Here is an 18,457-nt window from a genome sequence, read left to right as displayed (position 1 = left end):
GCTCCGTTTCAAGATGACTCAAGACTAGCGGATTGGGCACCACGCCAGTCAAGGAATTCCAACAGGCTTGCCGTGGATCAATCATCGGGGGCGACGGCTAATTCCCCGGAACGTGGCAAATACCCAGGTCCTGATCCTTCAACATCTGCTGCGTGAGGCGTTCCACCACGCCGCTTATTGCTCGCCGGCGCGGCGAACGCAGGGCCTCCATTTGCTCGAGGTATTGCGCGTCGGTGAGGTTCTGGCTGTTCTCGAAGAGTGTTTGCTGCCGCGAATCGAATGACGCTGTCGCTGACTGGAATGCATCAGGAAATTGCTGTTTAAGGTGGGCTCTCCAGAACGCTAACTGTGTAATGAAACGCAGGAATGCAGGTGAGAGTTCTGCCGTGCGCACTTGGGAGTGCGCCACCTCCAGACCCTCGTTGGTCACATTGGCGAATAGTGCAAAATTCAGGTGCTTGGGCTGCCCCGGCAATTGCAGGGACTGGGCCAAGCCGACCCGGAATGCCAGGCTGACTTCCAGCGGGTCCACAGAAAAGTGTTCGGCAGCGTAGGTCGAAGCAATTTTTTCCAGCTCGCTAAGGCGAAACAAACCGCGGCTCAACTTCAACAGCGCCCCGGAGTTGCCCTGCGCGCGACCAGCCTGGAGCGTCGCGCTCTCAACCTCCTTCAAGACTTCCAACTGACTGAAAATCTGCGCAGTCCCATCTGAACAGTTCGCCGGATGAGCGGCCAGTTGAAAGACCCGCTCACGCAGCCCGACACTGTCATGGGTCGCCTGCAAGACCTCCCAGACGCGCCGGGTCAAATCCTCGCGTACGTAACGACTGTCCGCAGTCGCTGACAGTTGGGCCAGCAACTCGAACAATGGTGCCGATTCCGGATCGTCGCGAAGGTTGGCCCAAACCGCACGTTTGTGGGCATCTCGGCTGGCCGTGTCCTTTGGCAACCATAACGCCCTGGCTTTCAACTCAGTCATGCGGGGTTGATCGTCCTCGACATACCCCATGCCAATCCCCACTTCGTCGCGATAACGCTCAAGTGCCTCGACCGTCGAACGGGATAACGGGTTACCGCCCAGGTTAACCGACTGGCTGAAACTACGCGGCGTGGTAAACACCCACTCGGGCAGCACCGTGATCGAGTTGCCGCGAAGGTCCATTTGCTCCAACTGGGCCAGCCGCCCGAGCCCTACGGGCAGGTCGGTGATTTTTGTGTCCTGCAATAACAGCGTATGCAAATCACGCATCTTGCCGACATCCACCAGCTTTTCCAGGGGATTGTGGCTCAAGTCCAGCCTCCGCAACGTGCTCATGTCAGCCAATTTCACCCGGGTGTATTCGGTCAGGGCCAACCGGTTGCGGGGCATCGACAGACTGTCGAGCGCCAACATGCGTGAGAGTATTTCCGGTAATCGGGTCAGACGGTTTCGGTCCAGGTCCAGACGCCTCAGCCCCTTGAAACACTTCAGGAAATAAGCGACATCATCGCCTAACTGCATGTTCTTGAGTGACAGCTGCTCGACATGGTCGAAACGGATTTCAGGGGGCAGCGTCGGCAACGAACCAATGCGCATCCCGTCCAGGTTTAAACTGGGTACGGACGTCTGGTGTTCATTCAGAGCAAAACTTTGACGTCGCCAACAGGCCTCAAGGCGCTCTGCCACCTGCTCGCGGCTATACCGGATGTCACTCAGGCCCGGCTGTTTATCCAGGCCCTGGATATCGCTCTTCCAGTGCCTGAGCAGTGCTCGCAAATGAGCCAGCTCTGCCTCCAGACGCTTTACCGCCTTGGCCCGGGAAAGATGGTCAGCGCCCAAGGCCATCAGCAACGACGACACTTGCCCGTCACTGAACAAGGGGTATAACCCTTTCACCTTACGCACCAGCGCGGGCGGATGAACCAACGGCCCCGTCGGCGAGTCGGCCATTCTGCAGGACGCTGCCTCCAGCACGGGCTCTTTGACTTTGCCGGAAAACGCTTCGGCGGCCAGTTCCCGTTCCCCCTTCGCCTGCGACGCGCACATGTAGCGCAACCGCCAGAGGTTGCTGGCCTCCTCGGGTGGTAAACCCAGTGCCACCCGCTGGCGACCCGTCAGCGCCGCATCAATTGCCTCGAACAGGCCGTCCGGTCCGGCATAAGGCCCACCGATACGCAGGCCCTTGTCATTGAACGCTTCAAACCCGGCGTCCGATCTGACCACGACTCGCCGCACGCTGGCCCCAGTGAGTGCGCCCAAGGCCAGCAACTCGCCCTGTGGCGAATCCTGGCGCAACTCGAGCTGCAATTCCCGCCCCCACCCCGCTACACGCGGCATTGACCGGACCGCGAGGAGCGCAGTATCCAGGCTGGCCAACTCTGGCTGCTCAAACCCCATCAGGGCGCGGTCCAGGCGTTGCTCCCCACGGGCACGTTGCACTGCCTCGGCCAGTGCCATGGGAATCCGTTGATTATCATGCAGGGACTCACGCTGCACCGTTGAGGTCTCGGCCATCAATTCGCGCAGTAGCGTACAGGGCAATTGCGGATAGGCACGTCGGAGCAACGCCCCTTCAGGCGGGACTGGGCCGTCATAGGCCTGATACAGCTGCTCAAACAACGGCTTGTGATCAGCCTTGAGCTGCGCGAGCAACTGACGGGACAGCACCGCGTGCTCATGATCGGCCGCAACACCCTCTCCCAGCAGGGCGACTTTTTGTGGCTCATCCAACCCGGACAACAGCACATCGAACACTTTCCCCTCGCTGAGCATCTGCTCGGTGACCGGCAAACGCAGGCTCACGGGGTTAGACGCTGCGTTGGCGGGGTAGCGGGCCTTGACGCTGCCCTGGGCATCCAGCAGCTCAAAATAGCGTCCCTCAGGCCACCCTTGTAACAGGGGCAAGGCGTGCATCTGCACGGTTGAGTTTTCGAGGCTGGGGGAGGCACCGTTTTCCAACTGCCAGATCAAATCGCGAATGGACTGATCCAGCCTGAAACGCTCGTACAGGTCGCGAAAGCGTGCGGGAAAGGGTAAGCACTCCTGGGCCTGATAGACGCCCCAATCGTGGGGTTTGTCCATAATGGACTTGATCTGTAGAAGTTTCCTTGGCGGGAGCGAGGCGCCGGGGCCCGTCGGTTTCAAGCGTGAAAAGAGATACTCGGGGTCGTCCCACTCGTCAGGTTTTTCCAACGCAAAACGCCAACACCCCTCACCGTTATGCAGCACTTCGGGGCGATAAGCCGTGTGCCGAGCCGGGTGGTGTGCCCGCCACTGACCCAGTTTGGCGTCGAACGAAACCCGGTGCACACAATCATTGATCACGACATATGAATGCCCCTCCACCTTGTAGACGCCAGAGGCGTCCGCCGGCTCGTCGTCGATAAGGCTCCGATCGTGGGCGTACTGGATGAAATTGGGGCGCCACAGCCGCTGGTTCCCATCAGCCGGGCGAACCACTTCATACTTACCAAAAAAGCTGTCCAGGCTAAGGCCGCTGCGCTTGAGTACCGACCCGACCACCTTGCTCCCTGCCGCGAATAACACCATCGAGGTGATAGTTTCCGCCACCCCCGCCAACTGCTTGAACGCCTCTTCCTTGTCACCCCGGCGCCAATCTTCAATGCCCTCATATAGCTCCCCGAGCATTTGGCCCAGCGCCACGCCCGTCATCAACATCCCCAGCTCCGGGACGACAAACCCGGCGAGGTTGAGCACCGTCACCCCGGCATCCAGGTACGCCTGCAAGCGCTGCTCACGGACCTCTTCATCCACGTCAGCCACCGGCACCGCCAGCGCCCGAGCATCGGCTTGCAGCTTTGCTGTGTAAGCGTCGAAAAAATGCTGCGCCAGGCTGACCGTAATGCGGTTTTCTTGCAGCACCCCCAGCGTGTGGGCATGTTCGAAACGGCTAAAGAAACCGGCCCGGTCGCCCTGACTCAGGTAGCGGCTAAAGAAGGTACGGTAGGTCGCCACTTCACTCTTGCGTTTGAGGTAGACCTGGAAATCGTCCAGCGAGGAATACTCAAACAATGGCCGCTCGGGCTCATTGGGCATATACACCACACAAGGCTCATGCGGGTATTGCACAATCGATCGACCCGAGAACACCAGGATGCTCCACAAGCAACCGCCCTGTGTATTCAACCCCTGCCAAATGACCGGAAGCCCTTGAAACCGCACCCCTGCCGCCTGAGCCTGGGACGGTGTGAGTGAGCGGTCCAGCAATGTGCACAGTATCCCATAGGTGGCCTGGGTGATATCCCCCCGCATCAGGGCGATGTGGGTATCGATTTTCATATCCAGGGTTTTCATCCGGCCAATATCGGTCGCCACATCATTGATGTAGGGCTCATCACTCGCCGGGGCGCTGTCCAGTTTGAGCACGTCACGGATGTGCTGCTGATACAAGCGGCCAAGATCCAGGGCCCGACACCCCTGGGCAAACGCATGGGGTGACAGGCCGATGACCTCCCCCGCCGCAGACCCCGACTGCAGCAACGACCCTGCCGGATAGTGTTGCGCTTGCGCCTCTTGCTCAGAAAAGTTCTGCATCGCCACATGCAACAGGCTGTCCCGCACCAGCCTCACCTTTTTCACGTACTGCAACGGTAAAAGCTCTGTCTCGTACTCGTTCACAGCACGCACGAAGCGATCTTTTTTGGGCTCCAGCGTCAACTGCCACCGTGTCTGGCAGTAGTCCTTGAGCCGCTCATTGCAAAACTCATCCAGCGCCTGCAAGGGCTTCATGCGCTCGGCGACGCTCGCCTGGGCACCGGCCACCTGTACGACCTCTCTCTCCAGTGCTTGCAGCACGCCAGGCGGCGCATTGACCATCCAACCCGGCAGCTTTTTTTGCAGCAGTTGGGCCTTGTCCAGATCGCCGGTCATTTCCAGTAAAGCTGCTTGCAGTTGCCTCTGGGTCAACTGGTTCAACTTGTTATTCAAATCATCCTTGGGCCGCATCAGCAATATCCTTTATTGCCAGAAAATCAAGGAATGACGATACCGCAGCGGCCTGCGCGGAATTAACGCTGATTGTTGATGGGTTGGCGGGCGCGCACAGCAGTATTTCCCATGCAAAAACTGTAGGGCTACCACCCTGGATCAGCCCTGTGGCGCGTGATCGGCTAGAATGGCCGCCTTGCCTTTGCCTGCGTTATTTTTATGAGCCGCCCATGAACCCCGTAACCCACGCCCAGCTCGACTGGGACGACCAAGGCCGCCCGCGTTCGCGAGTCTTCGACGATGTGTACTTCTCCGACAAGTCGGGCCTTGAAGAAACCCGCTATGTGTTCCTTGAGCAGAACCGTTTGCAAGAGCGCTTTGCCGCCTTGCCGGTGGGCGGTCGGTTGGTGATTGGCGAGACCGGTTTCGGCACGGGCTTGAATTTCCTATGCGCCTGGCAACTGTTTGAACAACACGCGGTAGCCGGTGCGCACCTGCACTTTGTCAGCGTAGAAAAGTACCCGTTGAGTCGCGCCGACCTGCAACGTGCCCTCGCCCTCTGGCCCGAGTTGCAGCCCTTGGCCGCGCAACTGCTGGCCCAGTACATCGCCATTCACAAGGGTTTCCAGCGCCTGGTGCTGGATAACGGTCGCGTGACCTTGACCCTGTTGATCGGCGATGCCCTGGAGCAGTTGCCACAACTGGACGCACAGGTCGATGCGTGGTTTCTCGACGGCTTCGCCCCGGCGAAAAACCCGGAAATGTGGACCGCCGAGCTGTTTGCCGAACTGGCGCGCCTGGCGGCTCCAGGTTCGACCATCAGCACCTTCACCAGCACCGGTTGGGTACGCCGGCTGATCAATGCCGCCGGGTTCAAAATGAAACGCACACCGGGCATTGGCCACAAGTGGGAGATCCTGCGCGGCGAATTCCTCGGCTGGCCGGCGGACGCACCCGCACCGTCCGCTGCCAAACCATGGTTTGCGCGCCCTGCGGCGTTAGCGGGCGAACGGCACGCGCTGGTCATCGGCGGCGGCCTGGCCGGTTGCGCCACCGCCTCCAGCCTGGCGGCACGCGGTTGGCAAGTCAGCCTGCTGGAGCGCCACGCGAGCCTGGCCCAGGAGGCCTCGGGTAATCCGCAGGGCGTGCTGTACCTCAAGCTGTCGGCCCATGGCACAGCGCTGTCGCAACTGATCGTCGCTGGATTCAGTCACACCCGGCGCCTGCTGGAGCACCTGCACCGTGGCGTCGACTGGGACGGCTGCGGCGTGCTGCAACTGGCCTTCAACGCCAAGGAAGCCGAACGCCAGGCACAGCTTGCACACGCGTTCGCACCGGACCTGCTGCACCTGCTGGACCGTAATCAGGCTCAACAACAGGCGGGGATCAGGCTGGCCCAGGGCGGTCTGTTTTTCCCGGAAGGTGGCTGGGTGCATCCTCCGGCGCTGTGCCAATGGCAAGCGGCGCATCCGCTGATTAAGGTACTCACTCATCATGAGGCCCTTGAGTTGCACCGTGTCGACGACCAGTGGCAAGCCCGCGACGGCGACAGGGTACTGGCCAGCGCCGCGGTGGTCGTGCTCGCCGGGGCTGCCGACATCAAGCGATTCGCGCTGAGCGCTGACTTGCCGCTCAAGCGTATTCGCGGGCAAATCACTCGGCTGGCGCAAACAACGGCCAGTGCGGCCCTGGCCACGGTGGTCTGCGCCGAGGGTTATGTCGCGCCAGCCCGGCGTGGCGAACACACCTTGGGCGCCAGCTTTGATTTCAACAATGACGACCTCACACCAACGGTTGCCGAACATGCCGGCAACCTGGCGATGCTGCGCGAGATTTCCGAAGACCTGGTGCAGCGCCTGGGGGCCAATCAACTGGTACCTGAACAACTGGAGGGCCGTGCCGCGTTTCGTTGCACCAGCCCTGACTACCTGCCAATCGTCGGGCCATTGGCCGACACCGAGGCGTTCCAGCGCACTTATGCGGTACTGAGTAAAGATGCCCGCCAGGTACCGGACATGCCCTGCCCGTGGCTGCCGGGGGTGTACATCAACAGCGGCCACGGCTCTCGCGGGCTGATCACCGCGCCACTCTGTGGCGAGTTGCTCGCCGCCTGGCTGAATGACGAACCGCTGCCGGTTCCGGCCAGCGTAGCCGAGGCGTGCCACCCGAATCGGTTTGCCCTGCGCGCGTTGGTGAGAGGCAAGTCAACGGTCAACAAAGAGCGGCATTGAAGCCATCACGGCTATTTGCCTTATAACTTATTGGTCTAAAACTCCGCGGATAGCACTGGGTCAGTTTCTGGGTACGCGCCCTTTGGGCGTATTGAGAATGGCCCCTCCCCAACGGAAAAACCGGTAAGGAATTTATGTGCGGATTAGCTGGAGAATTACGTTTCGATGCCCAACCTGCCGACCTGGCTGCGATTGAGCGCATCACCCATCACCTGGCCCCACGCGGCCCTGATGCCTGGGGCTTTCATGCCCAAGGGCCGATTGCCCTGGGCCACCGTCGCCTGAAAATCATGGACCTTTCGGACGGCTCAGCCCAACCGATGGTCGATTCGCAGCTCGGCCTCAGCCTGGCCTTCAACGGCGCGATCTATAACTTCCCGGAATTGCGTCAAGAGCTGGAAGCCTTGGGCTACGCCTTCTATTCCGGTGGCGACACCGAAGTCCTCCTCAAGGGTTATCACGCCTGGGGCGAGGCGCTGCTGCCCAAGCTCAATGGCATGTTTGCCTTTGCCATCTGGGAACGTGATGCCCAGCGACTGTTTATTGCCCGCGACCGCCTTGGGGTGAAGCCCTTGTACCTGTCGCGCACCGGCCAGCGCCTGCGCTTCGCCTCGGCATTGCCCGCGCTGCTCAAGGGCGGTGATATCAACCCGATCCTCGATCCGGTCGCCCTCAATCACTATCTGAATTTCCATGCCGTGGTGCCTGCGCCGCGTACCTTGCTGGCGGGCATTGAAAAACTGCCGCCGGCGAGCTGGATGCGCATCGACGCCAGCGGCAAGACAGAACAGAAACCCTGGTGGACCCTGCCCTACGGCCCACATGAAGATGAAAAAAACCTGACCCTGGAAGACTGGACCGACCGCGTCCTCGACAGCACGCGCGAAGCCGTGGCCATTCGCCAACGCGCGGCGGTGGATGTGGGCGTGCTGCTTTCCGGTGGCGTCGACTCAAGCATGCTCGTCGGCCTGCTGCGGGAAGTGGGCGTGCAGGATCTGTCGACATTTTCCATCGGTTTTGAAGACGCCGGCGGCGAGGCCGGGAACGAGTTCCAGTACTCCGACCTGATCGCCAAGCACTATGGCACCCGCCACCACCAGTTACGCATCGCCGAAAGCGAGATCATCGAGCAATTGCCGGCGGCGTTCCGTGCCATGAGCGAGCCGATGGTCAGCCACGATTGCATCGCCTTCTACCTGCTGTCGCGGGAAGTGGCCAAGCATTGCAAAGTGGTGCAGAGCGGCCAGGGCGCAGATGAACTGTTCGCCGGTTACCACTGGTACCCGCAGGTGGACGGCGCGAGCGATCCCTATGCCGCTTACCGCGACGCGTTTTTCGACCGCAGTTACGACGATTACGCGGCCACTGTCGCGCCGAAATGGCTGACTGCCAATGATGCCGCCGGCGACTTCGTGCGCGAACATTTCGCCATGCCCGGCGCCGACGCCGCCGTGGACAAGGCTCTGCGCCTGGACAGCACGGTGATGCTGGTAGATGACCCGGTCAAACGCGTCGACAACATGACCATGGCCTGGGGCCTGGAAGCACGTACGCCGTTTCTCGATTACCGCCTGGTCGAACTCTCGGCCCGCGTGCCCGGCCAGTTCAAACTGCCCGACGGCGGCAAGCAAGTCTTGAAGGAGGCCGCGCGCCGCGTGATTCCGAGCGAAGTCATCGACCGTAAGAAAGGCTACTTCCCGGTGCCGGGCCTCAAGCATTTGCAGGGCGATACCCTGAACTGGGTGCGTGAACTGCTGCTCGACCCGAGCCAGGATCGCGGCCTGTTCAACCCGACCATGCTCGACCGCTTGCTCACCGACCCGCAAGGCCAACTGACCCCGCTGCGCGGCTCCAAGCTGTGGCAACTGGCGGCGCTGAACCTGTGGCTCAGCGAACAAGGAATCTGATCAATGAAACCCCACGCAGCGGCTTACAGCCAACGCTTGCTCAAAGGCCAGGCGCCCACTTACGAGCGCCTGCAAGCGCGCCTGGCCGAAGATGGTAGCCCCTTGGCGGCCGAACCGATTGCCGTGCATTGCGGTTGGGGCCGATTGTTGATCGGTCATACATTTCCAGACCCCGCCAGCCTCGCCCAGGAGTTGCTCAACGAGCAGGCTGGCGAAAGGGATATCGCGCTCTACGTGGCCGCGCCCCAGCAGATATTGGGGATTGATCCGCAGCAGTTGTTCCTTGATCCGTCTGATACCTTGCGCCTGTGGTTCAGCGACTATCGCCCAGCGACTCGGGTATTTCGCGGTTTCCGCATTCGCCGGGTGCAGTCCGAGGCGGATTGGCTGGCAGTGAATCAGTTGTATCAAGGGCGCGGCATGTTGCCCGTCGACGCCGAACGCCTCACCCCACGCCACCAAGGTGGCCCGGTGTATTGGCTGGCCGAGGATGAAGACAGCGGCGCCGTGATCGGCAGCGTAATGGGCCTCAATCACCAGAAAGCTTTTCACGACCCGGAAAACGGTTGCAGCCTGTGGTGCCTGGCGGTCGACCCGCAATGCACCCGGCCCGGGGTGGGTGAAGTGTTGGTGCGCCATTTGGTGGAACACTTCATGAGCCGTGGCCTGAGTTACCTGGATCTGTCGGTGCTGCACGACAACCGTCAGGCCAAGAACCTCTACGCCAAGCTCGGCTTCCGCGCGCTGACCACCTTTGCGATCAAGCGCAAGAACGGCATCAACCAGCCGTTGTTCCTCGGCCCGGGCCCGCAGGCGGGGTTCAATCCCTATGCGCGGATCATTGTCGAGGAGGCCCACCGGCGTGGTATTGACGTACAGGTGGATGATGCGGATGCCGGGTTATTTACCTTGAGCCACGGTGGGCGTCGCGTGCGTTGCCGTGAATCCTTGAGCGATTTGACCAGCGCCATCAGCATGACCCTGTGCCAGGACAAAAGCCTGACCCATAAAGTGCTGAAAGCCGCCGGTTTAAAGCTGCCGTCGCAGCAATTGGCAGGCAGCGCCGATGACAACCTGGACTTCCTCGATGAACACCAGCGTATCGTCGTCAAGCCACTGGATGGCGAGCAAGGCCAGGGCGTGGCGGTGGATTTGCAGAGCATCGAAGAGGTGCAACAGGCGATTGAAACCGCGCGCCAGTTCGACAGCCGTGTGTTGCTGGAGAGCTTTCACGAAGGTCTGGACCTGCGCATCCTGGTGATCGGTTTCGAGGTGGTCGCCGCGGCGATCCGTCGTCCTGCCGAGGTGACCGGCGACGGCCATCACTCCATCGGCGCGTTGATCGAAGCCCAAAGCCGTCGCCGCCAGGCTGCCACCGACGGCGAAAGCAAAATTCCCCTGGATGGTGAGACCGAACGCACCTTGCACGCCGCCGGTTTCGACTACAGCAGCATCCTGCCCCGTGGCCAGACCCTGGCCGTGCGCCGCACCGCCAACCTGCACACCGGCGGCTGCCTGGAAGACGTCACCGACATATTGCACCCCACGCTGGTGGACGCCGCCGTGCGCGCCGCCCGCGCCCTGGACATCCCCATGGTGGGCCTCGACCTGATGGTGCCCGCTGCCGATCAACCCGAGTACGTGTTTATCGAAGCCAACGAACGGGCCGGCCTGGCCAATCATGAACCGCAGCCTACCGCGGAGAAATTTGTGGATTTGCTGTTTCCCCATAGCTGAACGATCCGAACCCTAGGAGTCTTTATGAGCCGAACCATCCCCGAACCGGATCTGAATTACCTGCAAAAAGTCCTGCTGGAAATGCTCGCCATTCCCAGCCCCACCGGGTTTACCGACACCATCGTGCGCTACGTCGCCGAGCGTCTGGAAGAACTGGGTATCCCGTTTGAAATGACCCGGCGCGGCACCATCCGCGCCACCTTGAAAGGCCAGAAAAACAGCCCCGACCGCGCCGTGTCCGCGCATCTGGACACCATCGGCGCCGCCGTGCGCGCGATCAAGGACAACGGCCGCCTGAGCCTGGCGCCAGTGGGCTGCTGGTCGAGCCGGTTTGCCGAAGGTAGCCGTGTCAGCCTGTTTACCGATAACGGCGTGATCCGTGGCAGTGTGTTGCCATTGATGGCGTCCGGGCATGCGTTCAACACCGCGGTGGACGAAATGCCGGTGAGCTGGGACCACGTGGAGTTGCGCCTGGACGCCTACTGCGCGACCCGTGCCGATTGCGATTCTTTGGGGATTGGCATCGGCGATTATGTGGCCTTCGACCCACTGCCGGAGTTCACTGAGAGCGGCCACATCAGCGCCCGCCATCTGGATGACAAAGCCGGTGTTGCCGCCCTCCTCGCTGCGCTCAAGGCCATCGTCGACAGTGGCGAACCCTTGCTCATCGACTGCCATCCACTGTTCACCATCACCGAGGAGACCGGCAGCGGTGCGGCGGCCGCTCTGCCCTGGGACGTCAGTGAGTTTGTCGGCATCGATATCGCCCCCGTCGCCCCCGGCCAGCACTCCAGCGAGCACGCGGTGAGCGTGGCGATGCAGGATTCCGGCGGGCCGTATGACTATCACCTGTCACGGCATCTGCTGCGTCTGGCGTCGGACAATGAACTGCCAGTACGCCGCGACCTCTTCCGCTATTACTTCAGCGATGCGCATTCGGCGGTCACTGCCGGCCACGATATCCGCACTGCCTTGTTGGCATTCGGTTGTGATGCGACCCACGGCTACGAACGTACCCACATCGATAGCCTCGCGGCCCTGAGTCGCTTGCTGGGCGCTTACATTCTCAGCCCGCCGGTGTTCGCCAGCGATGCACAACCGGCCCAGGGTTCCCTGGATCGGTTCAGTCATCAGATCGAGCACGAGACGCAGATGGAGAGCGACACACGTGTGCCGTCGGTAGACAGCCTGGTGGGCAACAAGTCCTGAGGCTGGCAACTGGGGTCCCGGCGCAGTAGCATCGCCGGGATCCATTACCCGAGGCTTGTATGCTGATTCCCTACGACGCACTTGAAGTCGACACCCTGACCCGCCTGATCGAAGACTTCGTCACCCGTGACGGCACCGACAATGGCGACGACACGCCCCTGGAAACCCGCGTGCTGCGCGTACGCCAGGCGCTGACCAAGGGCCAGGCGCTGATCGTATTCGACCCGGAAAGCGAGCAGTGCCAGTTGATGCTCAAGCACGATGTGCCCAAGCATCTGTTCGACTGACCGGGGTTTCAGGGGTTGGGCACAGGCACTGGAGGGTGTCTGGCGTCTTGGCGCTCAAGGATTTTCTGGTACACCTCCGCGCGATGAACATGCACCCCGGCCGGTGCTTCCACACCGAACTTGACCTGTTTACCGTTCAACTCAAGGATATGTACGGCGATGTCATCGCCGATGGAGATGACTTCGCCTACAGCGCGGCTTAAGACCAACATGGCGGTTGTCCTTTTAATAGTGAAAGGACCTTGACCATGCGCGCAGGGGATGGGTCGCAGCAATGGCTCGCGGCGAAAACAGGCAGCACCTACAAAGACAGGTAAATTGCCTGACAGACTAGCGCCTGATCAGCCCTTGGCCGCCTGCGCTTTGGCGCGCATTTTGTCGGCCATGGTGGTCATCTCGTCATAGAGCAGCTGCGGGTTCTTCTGCTTCAACGCCCACGCCATCCGCCCCTGTTCGTGGGGCAGGATCATGAACTCGCCTTCCGCGACGCGCTGGTAGATGTAATCGGCAATATCCGCCGCCGAGATCGGCGAGCTCTCAAGCAACTTGCCCACTTGGGCCTTCATCGCCGGGGTTGGCCCACGGAACGAGTCGAGCAGGTTGGTCTGGAAGAACGATGGGCACACCACGTGCACGCCGACTTCCTGCTGCTTGAGTTCCACCAGCAGGCTTTCCGACAGCGCCACCACGCCGGCCTTGGCCACGTTGTAGTTGCTCATCGCAGGGCCCTGCATCAGCGCAGCCATCGACGCGATGTTGATAATGCGGCCCTTGCTCTTTTCCAGCAGCGGCAGGAACGCCTTGCACCCCTTGACCACACCCATCAGGTTGATTGCGATCTGCCAGTCCCAGTCTTCCAGGGACAGTTCGGCGAAGAACCCGCCCGAGGCCACACCGGCATTATTGACGATCACATCGATGCCACCCAGCTTCACTTCGCACGCCTGGGCAAATGCGGTGAGCTGGCTGTAGTCGCGTACATCGCAGCGTTGGATAAAACCGTCGCCACCGCTCTCGCGTACACGCTTGAGGGTTTCTTGCAGGCCCGGTTCGCTGACGTCCGACAAGGCCAACTGCCACCCTTCACGGGCCCAGCGCAGAGCGATTTCGCGGCCCAGGCCCGACCCGGCACCAGTGATCATCATGCGATTTTGCATAGGAAGTAGCCTTGTGGTTCACGGAAGAAGTAACCGGCAGTGTAGCGAAGGTTTTTCCCACACCCATCCACCATCAGAGTGATGAATAGCCCTGGCAAACCGCGGGCTCGGTCGGATAGCGAGGCGTAGCCTAAGTTCAATCTTTTTCAACTAAGCAGAAGAAAGTGTTCACGCAGTAAAAGAAATAAGCGCCACTGCAAAATGCTTTAAAAAAACAGGGAATTTTCCACGAAGAGGTGCAGTCGGAGTTATTAAGGCGTCCGTATTTAAGTCGGTTTTAAGTCGGGCCTACTTTTTAAACAACCGGTCTTTAAAGAAGGCCTACAAGGAAAAAAACCATGAGCCTTATTCTGATCATTATCCTTATCCTCCTGCTGGTGGGCGGCCTGCCGGTGTTCCCGCACTCGCGTAGCTGGGGTTATGGCCCATCGGGCATCCTGGGCGTGGTCCTGGTCGTGCTGCTGGTGTTGTTGTTGCTCGGCAAAATATAAACGCCGGGCAAAAAAAGAGGCCTTCTTGAAGGCCTCTTTTTTATTGCCGGTCGATTAGTCCGGCTTACCGTCTACCACCCCTGCGGTGTTATCCAACAGACTCTTGGTCGCTGTCTGCAGGAACGATTCAAGCTTCTGCTTCAGTGCGGCCTCGTCTGGCGATTCGGAAATGACCTTACCACTTGGCTCGGCGCCCAGTTCGTACGACCACAGCTTAGGCGGCATTTCCTTAGGCAATACCAGCACGCGGTCGCCCGTCAGCAGCGCCACGGTCTGGTCGCTACCCGACGGTTTGATCACGCCGAAGCCCTTGTCGCCTTCCGGCAGGTTCAACAGGTCGCGGCCCCAGCACTGGTGCAGGGTTTCGCCACCGAGACGGCCCATGATGGTCGGCACGATGTCGATCTGGGTCCCCACGGTGTGATCACGCTCGCCGAACTTCTCCTGTATGCCCGGTGCGATCATCAGCATCGGCACGTTGAAGCGGCCCAGGTCCATTTCAGTAATCTGTTGCTCGTTACCGAAACCGTGGTCGCCGACAATCACAAACAGGGTTTCCTTGAAGTACGGCTCCTTGCGGGCCTTTTCAAAGAACTGGCCCAGGGCCCAGTCGGAGTAGCGCATCGCCGTCAAATGTTCGTCGAGGCTGCCACGGCCCGTGACCTTTTCCACCGGCAATGGTGTCGGCAACGCATACGGCGTGTGGTTGGACAGGGTTTGCAGCAGGGCATAGAACGGCTTGCCGCCTTCACGGGCTTTCAACTCTTCCAGACCACGGTTGAACATGTCCTGGTCGGACACGCCCCACGTCGGATCGGAGAACACCGGGTCGACGAAGTCGTTACGACCGATGAAGTTGGTCATGCCCTGGTTGCTGAAGAAGCCTGACTGGTTGTCCCAGGCAAAATCACCGTTGTAGACGTACACGTCGTCAAACTTGCGCGCGCTGAGCAACTGCGGCAGGCCCGACAGCTTGTGGCTGCCTTCCGGGGTCTGCATCAGGTATTCGAACGCCGGCAGGTTCGGGAAGCACGCCATGGTGGCGAACATCCCTTGGTGGGTGTGCGTGCCGTTGGAGAAGAAGCGGTCGAACAGCAGGCCTTCCTTGGACAGTTTGTCGAAGTACGGCGTGATATTGCCCGGACGGCCCAGCGCACCGACCGAATGACCGGCGAAGCTTTCCATCAGGATCACGACGACGTTCTTGATTGGCAGGGTTTTCTCGGCCGGCGGGGTGAACTCACGGCGCACGGCGGCGGTGTCGGTATCCACCAGTTTTTCTGTCGGCAGCACCAGCATGTCACGCACGGTCTGGGTCGCCAGCGGCTGCTCCAGTGTGGCCTTCCAAGTGTTGTCACGGTGCTCGGAGAAACGTGCCTTGGCCGCGCCGATCAACGACAGCGTGCCATTGAGGCCCAGCTGGTTGGCGAAGTTCGAGTCGGTGGTGTACACGTCACCCCAACGCAGCGGCGGGCCCTGGCGCAGGGTGCCACGAATGGCGACCACGGCGATCAGCAGGCAGACCATAAACACCGCGATGCGGGTGTACCACGGCGCTACTTGGCGGGTGCCGATGCTGCCACCGCTGAACGGGCCGCGCGGGCGCGTTGCGCGATCGGCACCTGTAAAGGCCATGCTCAGGATCAGCGTACCCACGGCCCAGGCCAGCAGGTAGCGCACCACAGGGAAACCGTACCAGAGCATGCTCATCACGGTACTCGGGTCTTCCTTCACGTACTGGAAGACCAAACCGTTGAGGCGCTGGTGGAATTCGCGGTAGAAGTCCATTTCCATCAGGCCCAGGAACAGGGCAATGCTGGACACGACGGTCAGCCACAGACGGAAGAACCCACGCGCGGCCATGGCGCGGACGCTGAACAGTGCCAGCAGCAGCGGGATCAACGCGTACATCACGAAGCGGATGTCCAGGCGCGTGCCATTGCCGAACGCTTCCAGGAAGGTCGAGGCCGGCGTGTCGAGGATCATCTCGCGGTTGTACACCAGCAGCGCGAGGCGCAGCAGGGAGAACATCACCATCATGACCAGTGCACAGAGCAGTGTGTACGCCAGATGGGATTTGACGGTTGGTTGCAGCAGGCGATTAGAAGCTCGCTGCTGATTCAGGGCGTCCGGGTTTGCCATGTCGTTTTAGGACCCATTGGAAGTTTAAGTGACGAAGTAGTGCAGTGGCGCAAATGGTGCCCGATCAACGGCAGCAAGGCTATTAATTACTGAACGCGCACCCCTGCCCCGCCTTGAGTGGCACTGGGATTAGAGCCCCTGGCAGGGAAATGAAGCCGGCGAATTGTCTTGGATGGGATGTGAAAATTCCGTGCAACGAATATTTCGATACACAAATCTAATGGGTGTACGCAAACCAATGTGGGAGCTGGCTTGCTCCCACACGAACGGTGCTCAGTCTAGATCTATCGGATAATCAAATCCGCACATTGCCCCGCGGCCCGGCAATCGCCCAGATGATCAGCCCCAGCACCGGCAGCAGTAGGATCAGCAAAATCCACAGCACCTTGGCGCCCGTGCTCGCGCCGCTTTTGAATACGTTGATGATCGCCCAGATATCCAGCGCCAGGATGATCAGCCCGATCAAGCCATTAAAAGTGGAACCCATGGTATCGCTCCTAAAGTGAGGGCATGCACTTGTAGGATAGCCAGCCCTGGTGGGGGTTCCGTTTTATTTCAGACGTGAACGGCGATCTTCAGCGCTTCCAGGGACGGCTCGCCCTTGATGCCCAGTTCGGCGCACAACTCCAGCACCCGCGGCAGGTCGTTGCCGTAGACCAGCACGGCCTGGATCTCGTCATCCAGCAGTTGGCTGAAGTTAAGCAGCACATAGCCACCGTCTTCCGGACTCAGGGCACTCATCTGGATCTGGATGCGGTTCAACGCCGTGAGGTCTTCGGTCTTGGCCAGTTGCTTGGGTTTGAGGTTGAACGCCACGCCTGGGCCGAACGACGCGACGATCTGCGCGAACAGGTCGCCGTAGGTATCGGCCTGGAACAGCACGGTGTCTGGCAGGCTGCCGACCACGACCCACTCCCCCAACGGAATCGGGAAGCTGTCGTCGTAGTTGATATCCGGGTTGGCCGCCAGAAACGCCGCCGGGTCCGCGTAGGCCTGGGCCGCTTCATCGGCAATGCGCGCCACTTCATCCTCGCTCATGACGCCGGCGCTGATTTTGCTGATGAGTTCGACGAGGGCGGTTTTCATGGGCGTGGTCCTGTAGCGGGCTGAATTGGGGCCGGGAAGATAACACCGGCTACCCTGTACAACAACTTCGCGCAATTGTAGGACCTGCTCAGGTGCATACGTAGTCCAATTCCGAAATTCCAACACGCTGATTTATTGCGCCTTCAGCTACTTATAGTCCGTGACACTGAAATACGAAAGCATGGGTTAGGTGCGCTGGGTTGCGCAATCATTGGAGGGGTCGCGGGCGGATTGGCGGGGGGCAATGTCGGAGGCTCGGTTGGCGAGGAATTTGGGGACATCCTTTATGAGGCAAAAGACTGATGGTCATGACATGGGAAAAAGTCGTCGTTCTCGTAATCGCCCCGCACTGGTACTGGACTGTGTACTCCATTGGTACCTACGTAAGTGGAGACTTGAAGAATTGGAAAGCTACTTCCCCAACAACCGTGAAGTACAGGCCGAAAAAAAGTTCTGGTGATGGAACACAGTCATGAATGAGTCATTCCGATTAAGCGCCATCATTGACTATGCCGTCAGACCCAAAAAAATGATCAAACGCGGCGAGATCACCGAAGAGGAGCTCGCCGCGATCCCTATTGTTTTGAAACGCTGGCTTATCGCTTACTACTGTTTTTCAAGCCTGCAAATTACCGGTGCATTCACTTGGTATGTTTGGGCCAAGCTACTGTAACCCGTGATTCGCCTTCCCCGACCTACACCAGTTTTTGCAACTTCGCCGCCGTATCCACTGCGCCCATGGTGTGTGCCGCCGCCAACGCGGTTGCGCCCTGTGCATCAGTGGCCTTGGGATCGGCGCCCTGGCCGAGCAGGTAGTCGAGCATTTCCACGCGATTGAACATCGCGGCCATCATCAGTGCCGTACGGCCATCGGAGGAAGACGCGTCCACTGGCGCACCGCCTTCGATCAGTGCCTTGACCACCTCCAGGTTGCCCTTGAAAGCAGCACCGGCAATCGGCAGCTGGTTCTTGTCGTTGGCAATCAGCGGGTCAGCCTTGAATTCCAGCAGCACTTTTACCGCGTCGGCATGACCGTGATAGGCCGCAAGCATCAGCAAGGTGTCGCCATTGTGATTACGAAAGTTGGCTGGCAAACCCTTGGCCAGCAGCGCGGCAAGCATGGCGGCGTCGCCTTTGCGGGCGACGTCGAACACCTGCTCGGCAAACTCTGCGGCTTCGTCATCGGTCATTTGTTTGGCTTGGTCTGACATGTGGGGCTCCTTGTCTGGTCCTCTATATGGCGCCCAGTGTCGCGAGGGAGTTCCCACCTGTCATGGCTTTTT

General features: G+C 60.2%; 14 protein-coding genes. 7 read left to right on the top strand and 7 right to left on the bottom strand.

Translation table 11 applies throughout. From position 1 onward, the window contains the following. Window positions 1-97 precede the first annotated feature (97 nt). A complete protein-coding gene (locus tag BMZ57_RS02295; protein ID WP_069672415.1) occupies window positions 98-4,945 on the bottom strand; it encodes an NEL-type E3 ubiquitin ligase domain-containing protein in 4,848 nt (1,615 codons plus the stop codon). A gap of 212 nt (window positions 4,946-5,157) precedes the next feature. Here BMZ57_RS02295 and mnmC point away from each other — a divergent pair, with 212 nt between their 5' ends. From mnmC to BMZ57_RS02270, 5 genes are all read left to right on the top strand, one after another. After that, a complete protein-coding gene (gene mnmC, locus BMZ57_RS02290) occupies window positions 5,158-7,158 on the top strand; it encodes a bifunctional tRNA (5-methylaminomethyl-2-thiouridine)(34)-methyltransferase MnmC2/FAD-dependent 5-carboxymethylaminomethyl-2-thiouridine(34) oxidoreductase MnmC1 (RefSeq protein ID WP_069672414.1) in 2,001 nt (666 codons plus the stop codon). Between the two features lie 134 nt (window positions 7,159-7,292). After that, window positions 7,293-9,065 (top strand): N-acetylglutaminylglutamine amidotransferase, encoded by a 1,773-nt coding sequence (locus BMZ57_RS02285; RefSeq protein WP_069672413.1) that lies wholly within the window; start codon window positions 7,293-7,295, stop codon window positions 9,063-9,065. A gap of 3 nt (window positions 9,066-9,068) precedes the next feature. Beyond that, the gene (gene ngg / locus BMZ57_RS02280) at window positions 9,069-10,802 is read left to right on the top strand and encodes an N-acetylglutaminylglutamine synthetase (protein ID WP_069672412.1); all 1,734 of its coding nucleotides are present in this window, start codon (window positions 9,069-9,071) and stop codon (window positions 10,800-10,802) included. Window positions 10,803-10,826: 24 nt separating this feature from the next. After that, complete coding sequence (locus BMZ57_RS02275; RefSeq protein ID WP_010208883.1) at window positions 10,827-12,011, top strand: osmoprotectant NAGGN system M42 family peptidase; 1,185 nt, start codon at window positions 10,827-10,829, stop codon at window positions 12,009-12,011. A 59-nt stretch (window positions 12,012-12,070) separates the two neighbouring features. Then, on the top strand, window positions 12,071-12,298 hold the full coding sequence (locus tag BMZ57_RS02270; RefSeq protein ID WP_003192759.1) for a YheU family protein: 228 nt from the start codon (window positions 12,071-12,073) through the stop codon (window positions 12,296-12,298). 8 nt (window positions 12,299-12,306) lie between these two features. Here the strand turns inward: BMZ57_RS02270 and csrA are convergent, their stop codons facing one another. Together csrA and BMZ57_RS02260 are read right to left on the bottom strand one after the other, a co-directional pair. Then, window positions 12,307-12,510: a carbon storage regulator CsrA gene (gene csrA, locus BMZ57_RS02265; protein WP_010208881.1), complete on the bottom strand. Its 204-nt coding sequence runs from the start codon at window positions 12,508-12,510 to the stop codon at window positions 12,307-12,309. A 129-nt stretch (window positions 12,511-12,639) separates the two neighbouring features. Continuing rightward, on the bottom strand, window positions 12,640-13,455 hold the full coding sequence (locus tag BMZ57_RS02260; RefSeq protein WP_010208880.1) for an SDR family oxidoreductase: 816 nt from the start codon (window positions 13,453-13,455) through the stop codon (window positions 12,640-12,642). A gap of 338 nt (window positions 13,456-13,793) precedes the next feature. Here BMZ57_RS02260 and BMZ57_RS02255 point away from each other — a divergent pair, with 338 nt between their 5' ends. Continuing rightward, window positions 13,794-13,946, top strand: a complete 153-nt coding sequence (locus BMZ57_RS02255) for a DUF3309 family protein (RefSeq protein WP_010208879.1) — start codon at window positions 13,794-13,796, stop codon at window positions 13,944-13,946. Window positions 13,947-14,000: 54 nt separating this feature from the next. Here the strand turns inward: BMZ57_RS02255 and BMZ57_RS02250 are convergent, their stop codons facing one another. The 3 genes from BMZ57_RS02250 to BMZ57_RS02240 all read right to left on the bottom strand — a co-directional run bounded on the left by BMZ57_RS02250 (window position 14,001) and on the right by BMZ57_RS02240 (window position 17,174). Then, window positions 14,001-16,088 carry an LTA synthase family protein gene (locus BMZ57_RS02250; RefSeq protein ID WP_047540494.1) on the bottom strand — a complete coding sequence of 696 codons (2,088 nt, stop codon included), beginning with the start codon at window positions 16,086-16,088 and terminating at the stop codon, window positions 14,001-14,003. A gap of 295 nt (window positions 16,089-16,383) precedes the next feature. Next, a complete protein-coding gene (locus tag BMZ57_RS02245) occupies window positions 16,384-16,575 on the bottom strand; it encodes a PLDc N-terminal domain-containing protein (protein ID WP_003172956.1) in 192 nt (63 codons plus the stop codon). A gap of 68 nt (window positions 16,576-16,643) precedes the next feature. Continuing rightward, window positions 16,644-17,174 carry a hypothetical protein gene (locus BMZ57_RS02240; protein WP_010208874.1) on the bottom strand — a complete coding sequence of 177 codons (531 nt, stop codon included), beginning with the start codon at window positions 17,172-17,174 and terminating at the stop codon, window positions 16,644-16,646. Between the two features lie 472 nt (window positions 17,175-17,646). Between BMZ57_RS02240 and BMZ57_RS02235 the strand changes: the two genes are divergently transcribed. Continuing rightward, entirely contained in the window at window positions 17,647-17,847 is a 201-nt protein-coding gene (locus BMZ57_RS02235; RefSeq protein WP_069672411.1) for a hypothetical protein, read from the top strand. A gap of 22 nt (window positions 17,848-17,869) precedes the next feature. Here the strand turns inward: BMZ57_RS02235 and BMZ57_RS02230 are convergent, their stop codons facing one another. Continuing rightward, window positions 17,870-18,385 carry an ankyrin repeat domain-containing protein gene (locus tag BMZ57_RS02230; protein ID WP_021490800.1) on the bottom strand — a complete coding sequence of 172 codons (516 nt, stop codon included), beginning with the start codon at window positions 18,383-18,385 and terminating at the stop codon, window positions 17,870-17,872. Window positions 18,386-18,457 lie beyond the last annotated feature (72 nt).

It is taken from the genome of Pseudomonas simiae (assembly GCF_900111895.1).
Lineage (GTDB): Bacteria > Pseudomonadota > Gammaproteobacteria > Pseudomonadales > Pseudomonadaceae > Aquipseudomonas > Aquipseudomonas simiae.
This window is presented reverse-complemented; position numbering and strand designations above follow the sequence as displayed.

Excerpts from the sequence above, each read along its gene's own strand:
- BMZ57_RS02240 (WP_010208874.1), bottom strand. The coding sequence starts at position 17,174 with ATGAAAACCGCCCTCGTCGAACTCATCAGCAAAATCAGCGCCGGCGTC.
- mnmC (WP_069672414.1), top strand. The coding sequence starts at position 5,158 with ATGAACCCCGTAACCCACGCCCAGCTCGACTGGGACGACCAAGGCCGC.
- BMZ57_RS02230 (WP_021490800.1), bottom strand. The coding sequence starts at position 18,385 with ATGTCAGACCAAGCCAAACAAATGACCGATGACGAAGCCGCAGAGTTT.
- BMZ57_RS02260 (WP_010208880.1), bottom strand. The coding sequence starts at position 13,455 with ATGCAAAATCGCATGATGATCACTGGTGCCGGGTCGGGCCTGGGCCGC.
- BMZ57_RS02235 (WP_069672411.1), top strand. The coding sequence starts at position 17,647 with ATGAATGAGTCATTCCGATTAAGCGCCATCATTGACTATGCCGTCAGA.
- BMZ57_RS02255 (WP_010208879.1), top strand. The coding sequence starts at position 13,794 with ATGAGCCTTATTCTGATCATTATCCTTATCCTCCTGCTGGTGGGCGGC.
- ngg (WP_069672412.1), top strand. The coding sequence starts at position 9,069 with ATGAAACCCCACGCAGCGGCTTACAGCCAACGCTTGCTCAAAGGCCAG.
- BMZ57_RS02250 (WP_047540494.1), bottom strand. The coding sequence starts at position 16,088 with ATGGCAAACCCGGACGCCCTGAATCAGCAGCGAGCTTCTAATCGCCTG.
- BMZ57_RS02270 (WP_003192759.1), top strand. The coding sequence starts at position 12,071 with ATGCTGATTCCCTACGACGCACTTGAAGTCGACACCCTGACCCGCCTG.
- BMZ57_RS02245 (WP_003172956.1), bottom strand. The coding sequence starts at position 16,575 with ATGGGTTCCACTTTTAATGGCTTGATCGGGCTGATCATCCTGGCGCTG.
- BMZ57_RS02285 (WP_069672413.1), top strand. The coding sequence starts at position 7,293 with ATGTGCGGATTAGCTGGAGAATTACGTTTCGATGCCCAACCTGCCGAC.
- csrA (WP_010208881.1), bottom strand. The coding sequence starts at position 12,510 with ATGTTGGTCTTAAGCCGCGCTGTAGGCGAAGTCATCTCCATCGGCGAT.
- BMZ57_RS02275 (WP_010208883.1), top strand. The coding sequence starts at position 10,827 with ATGAGCCGAACCATCCCCGAACCGGATCTGAATTACCTGCAAAAAGTC.
- BMZ57_RS02295 (WP_069672415.1), bottom strand. The coding sequence starts at position 4,945 with ATGCGGCCCAAGGATGATTTGAATAACAAGTTGAACCAGTTGACCCAG.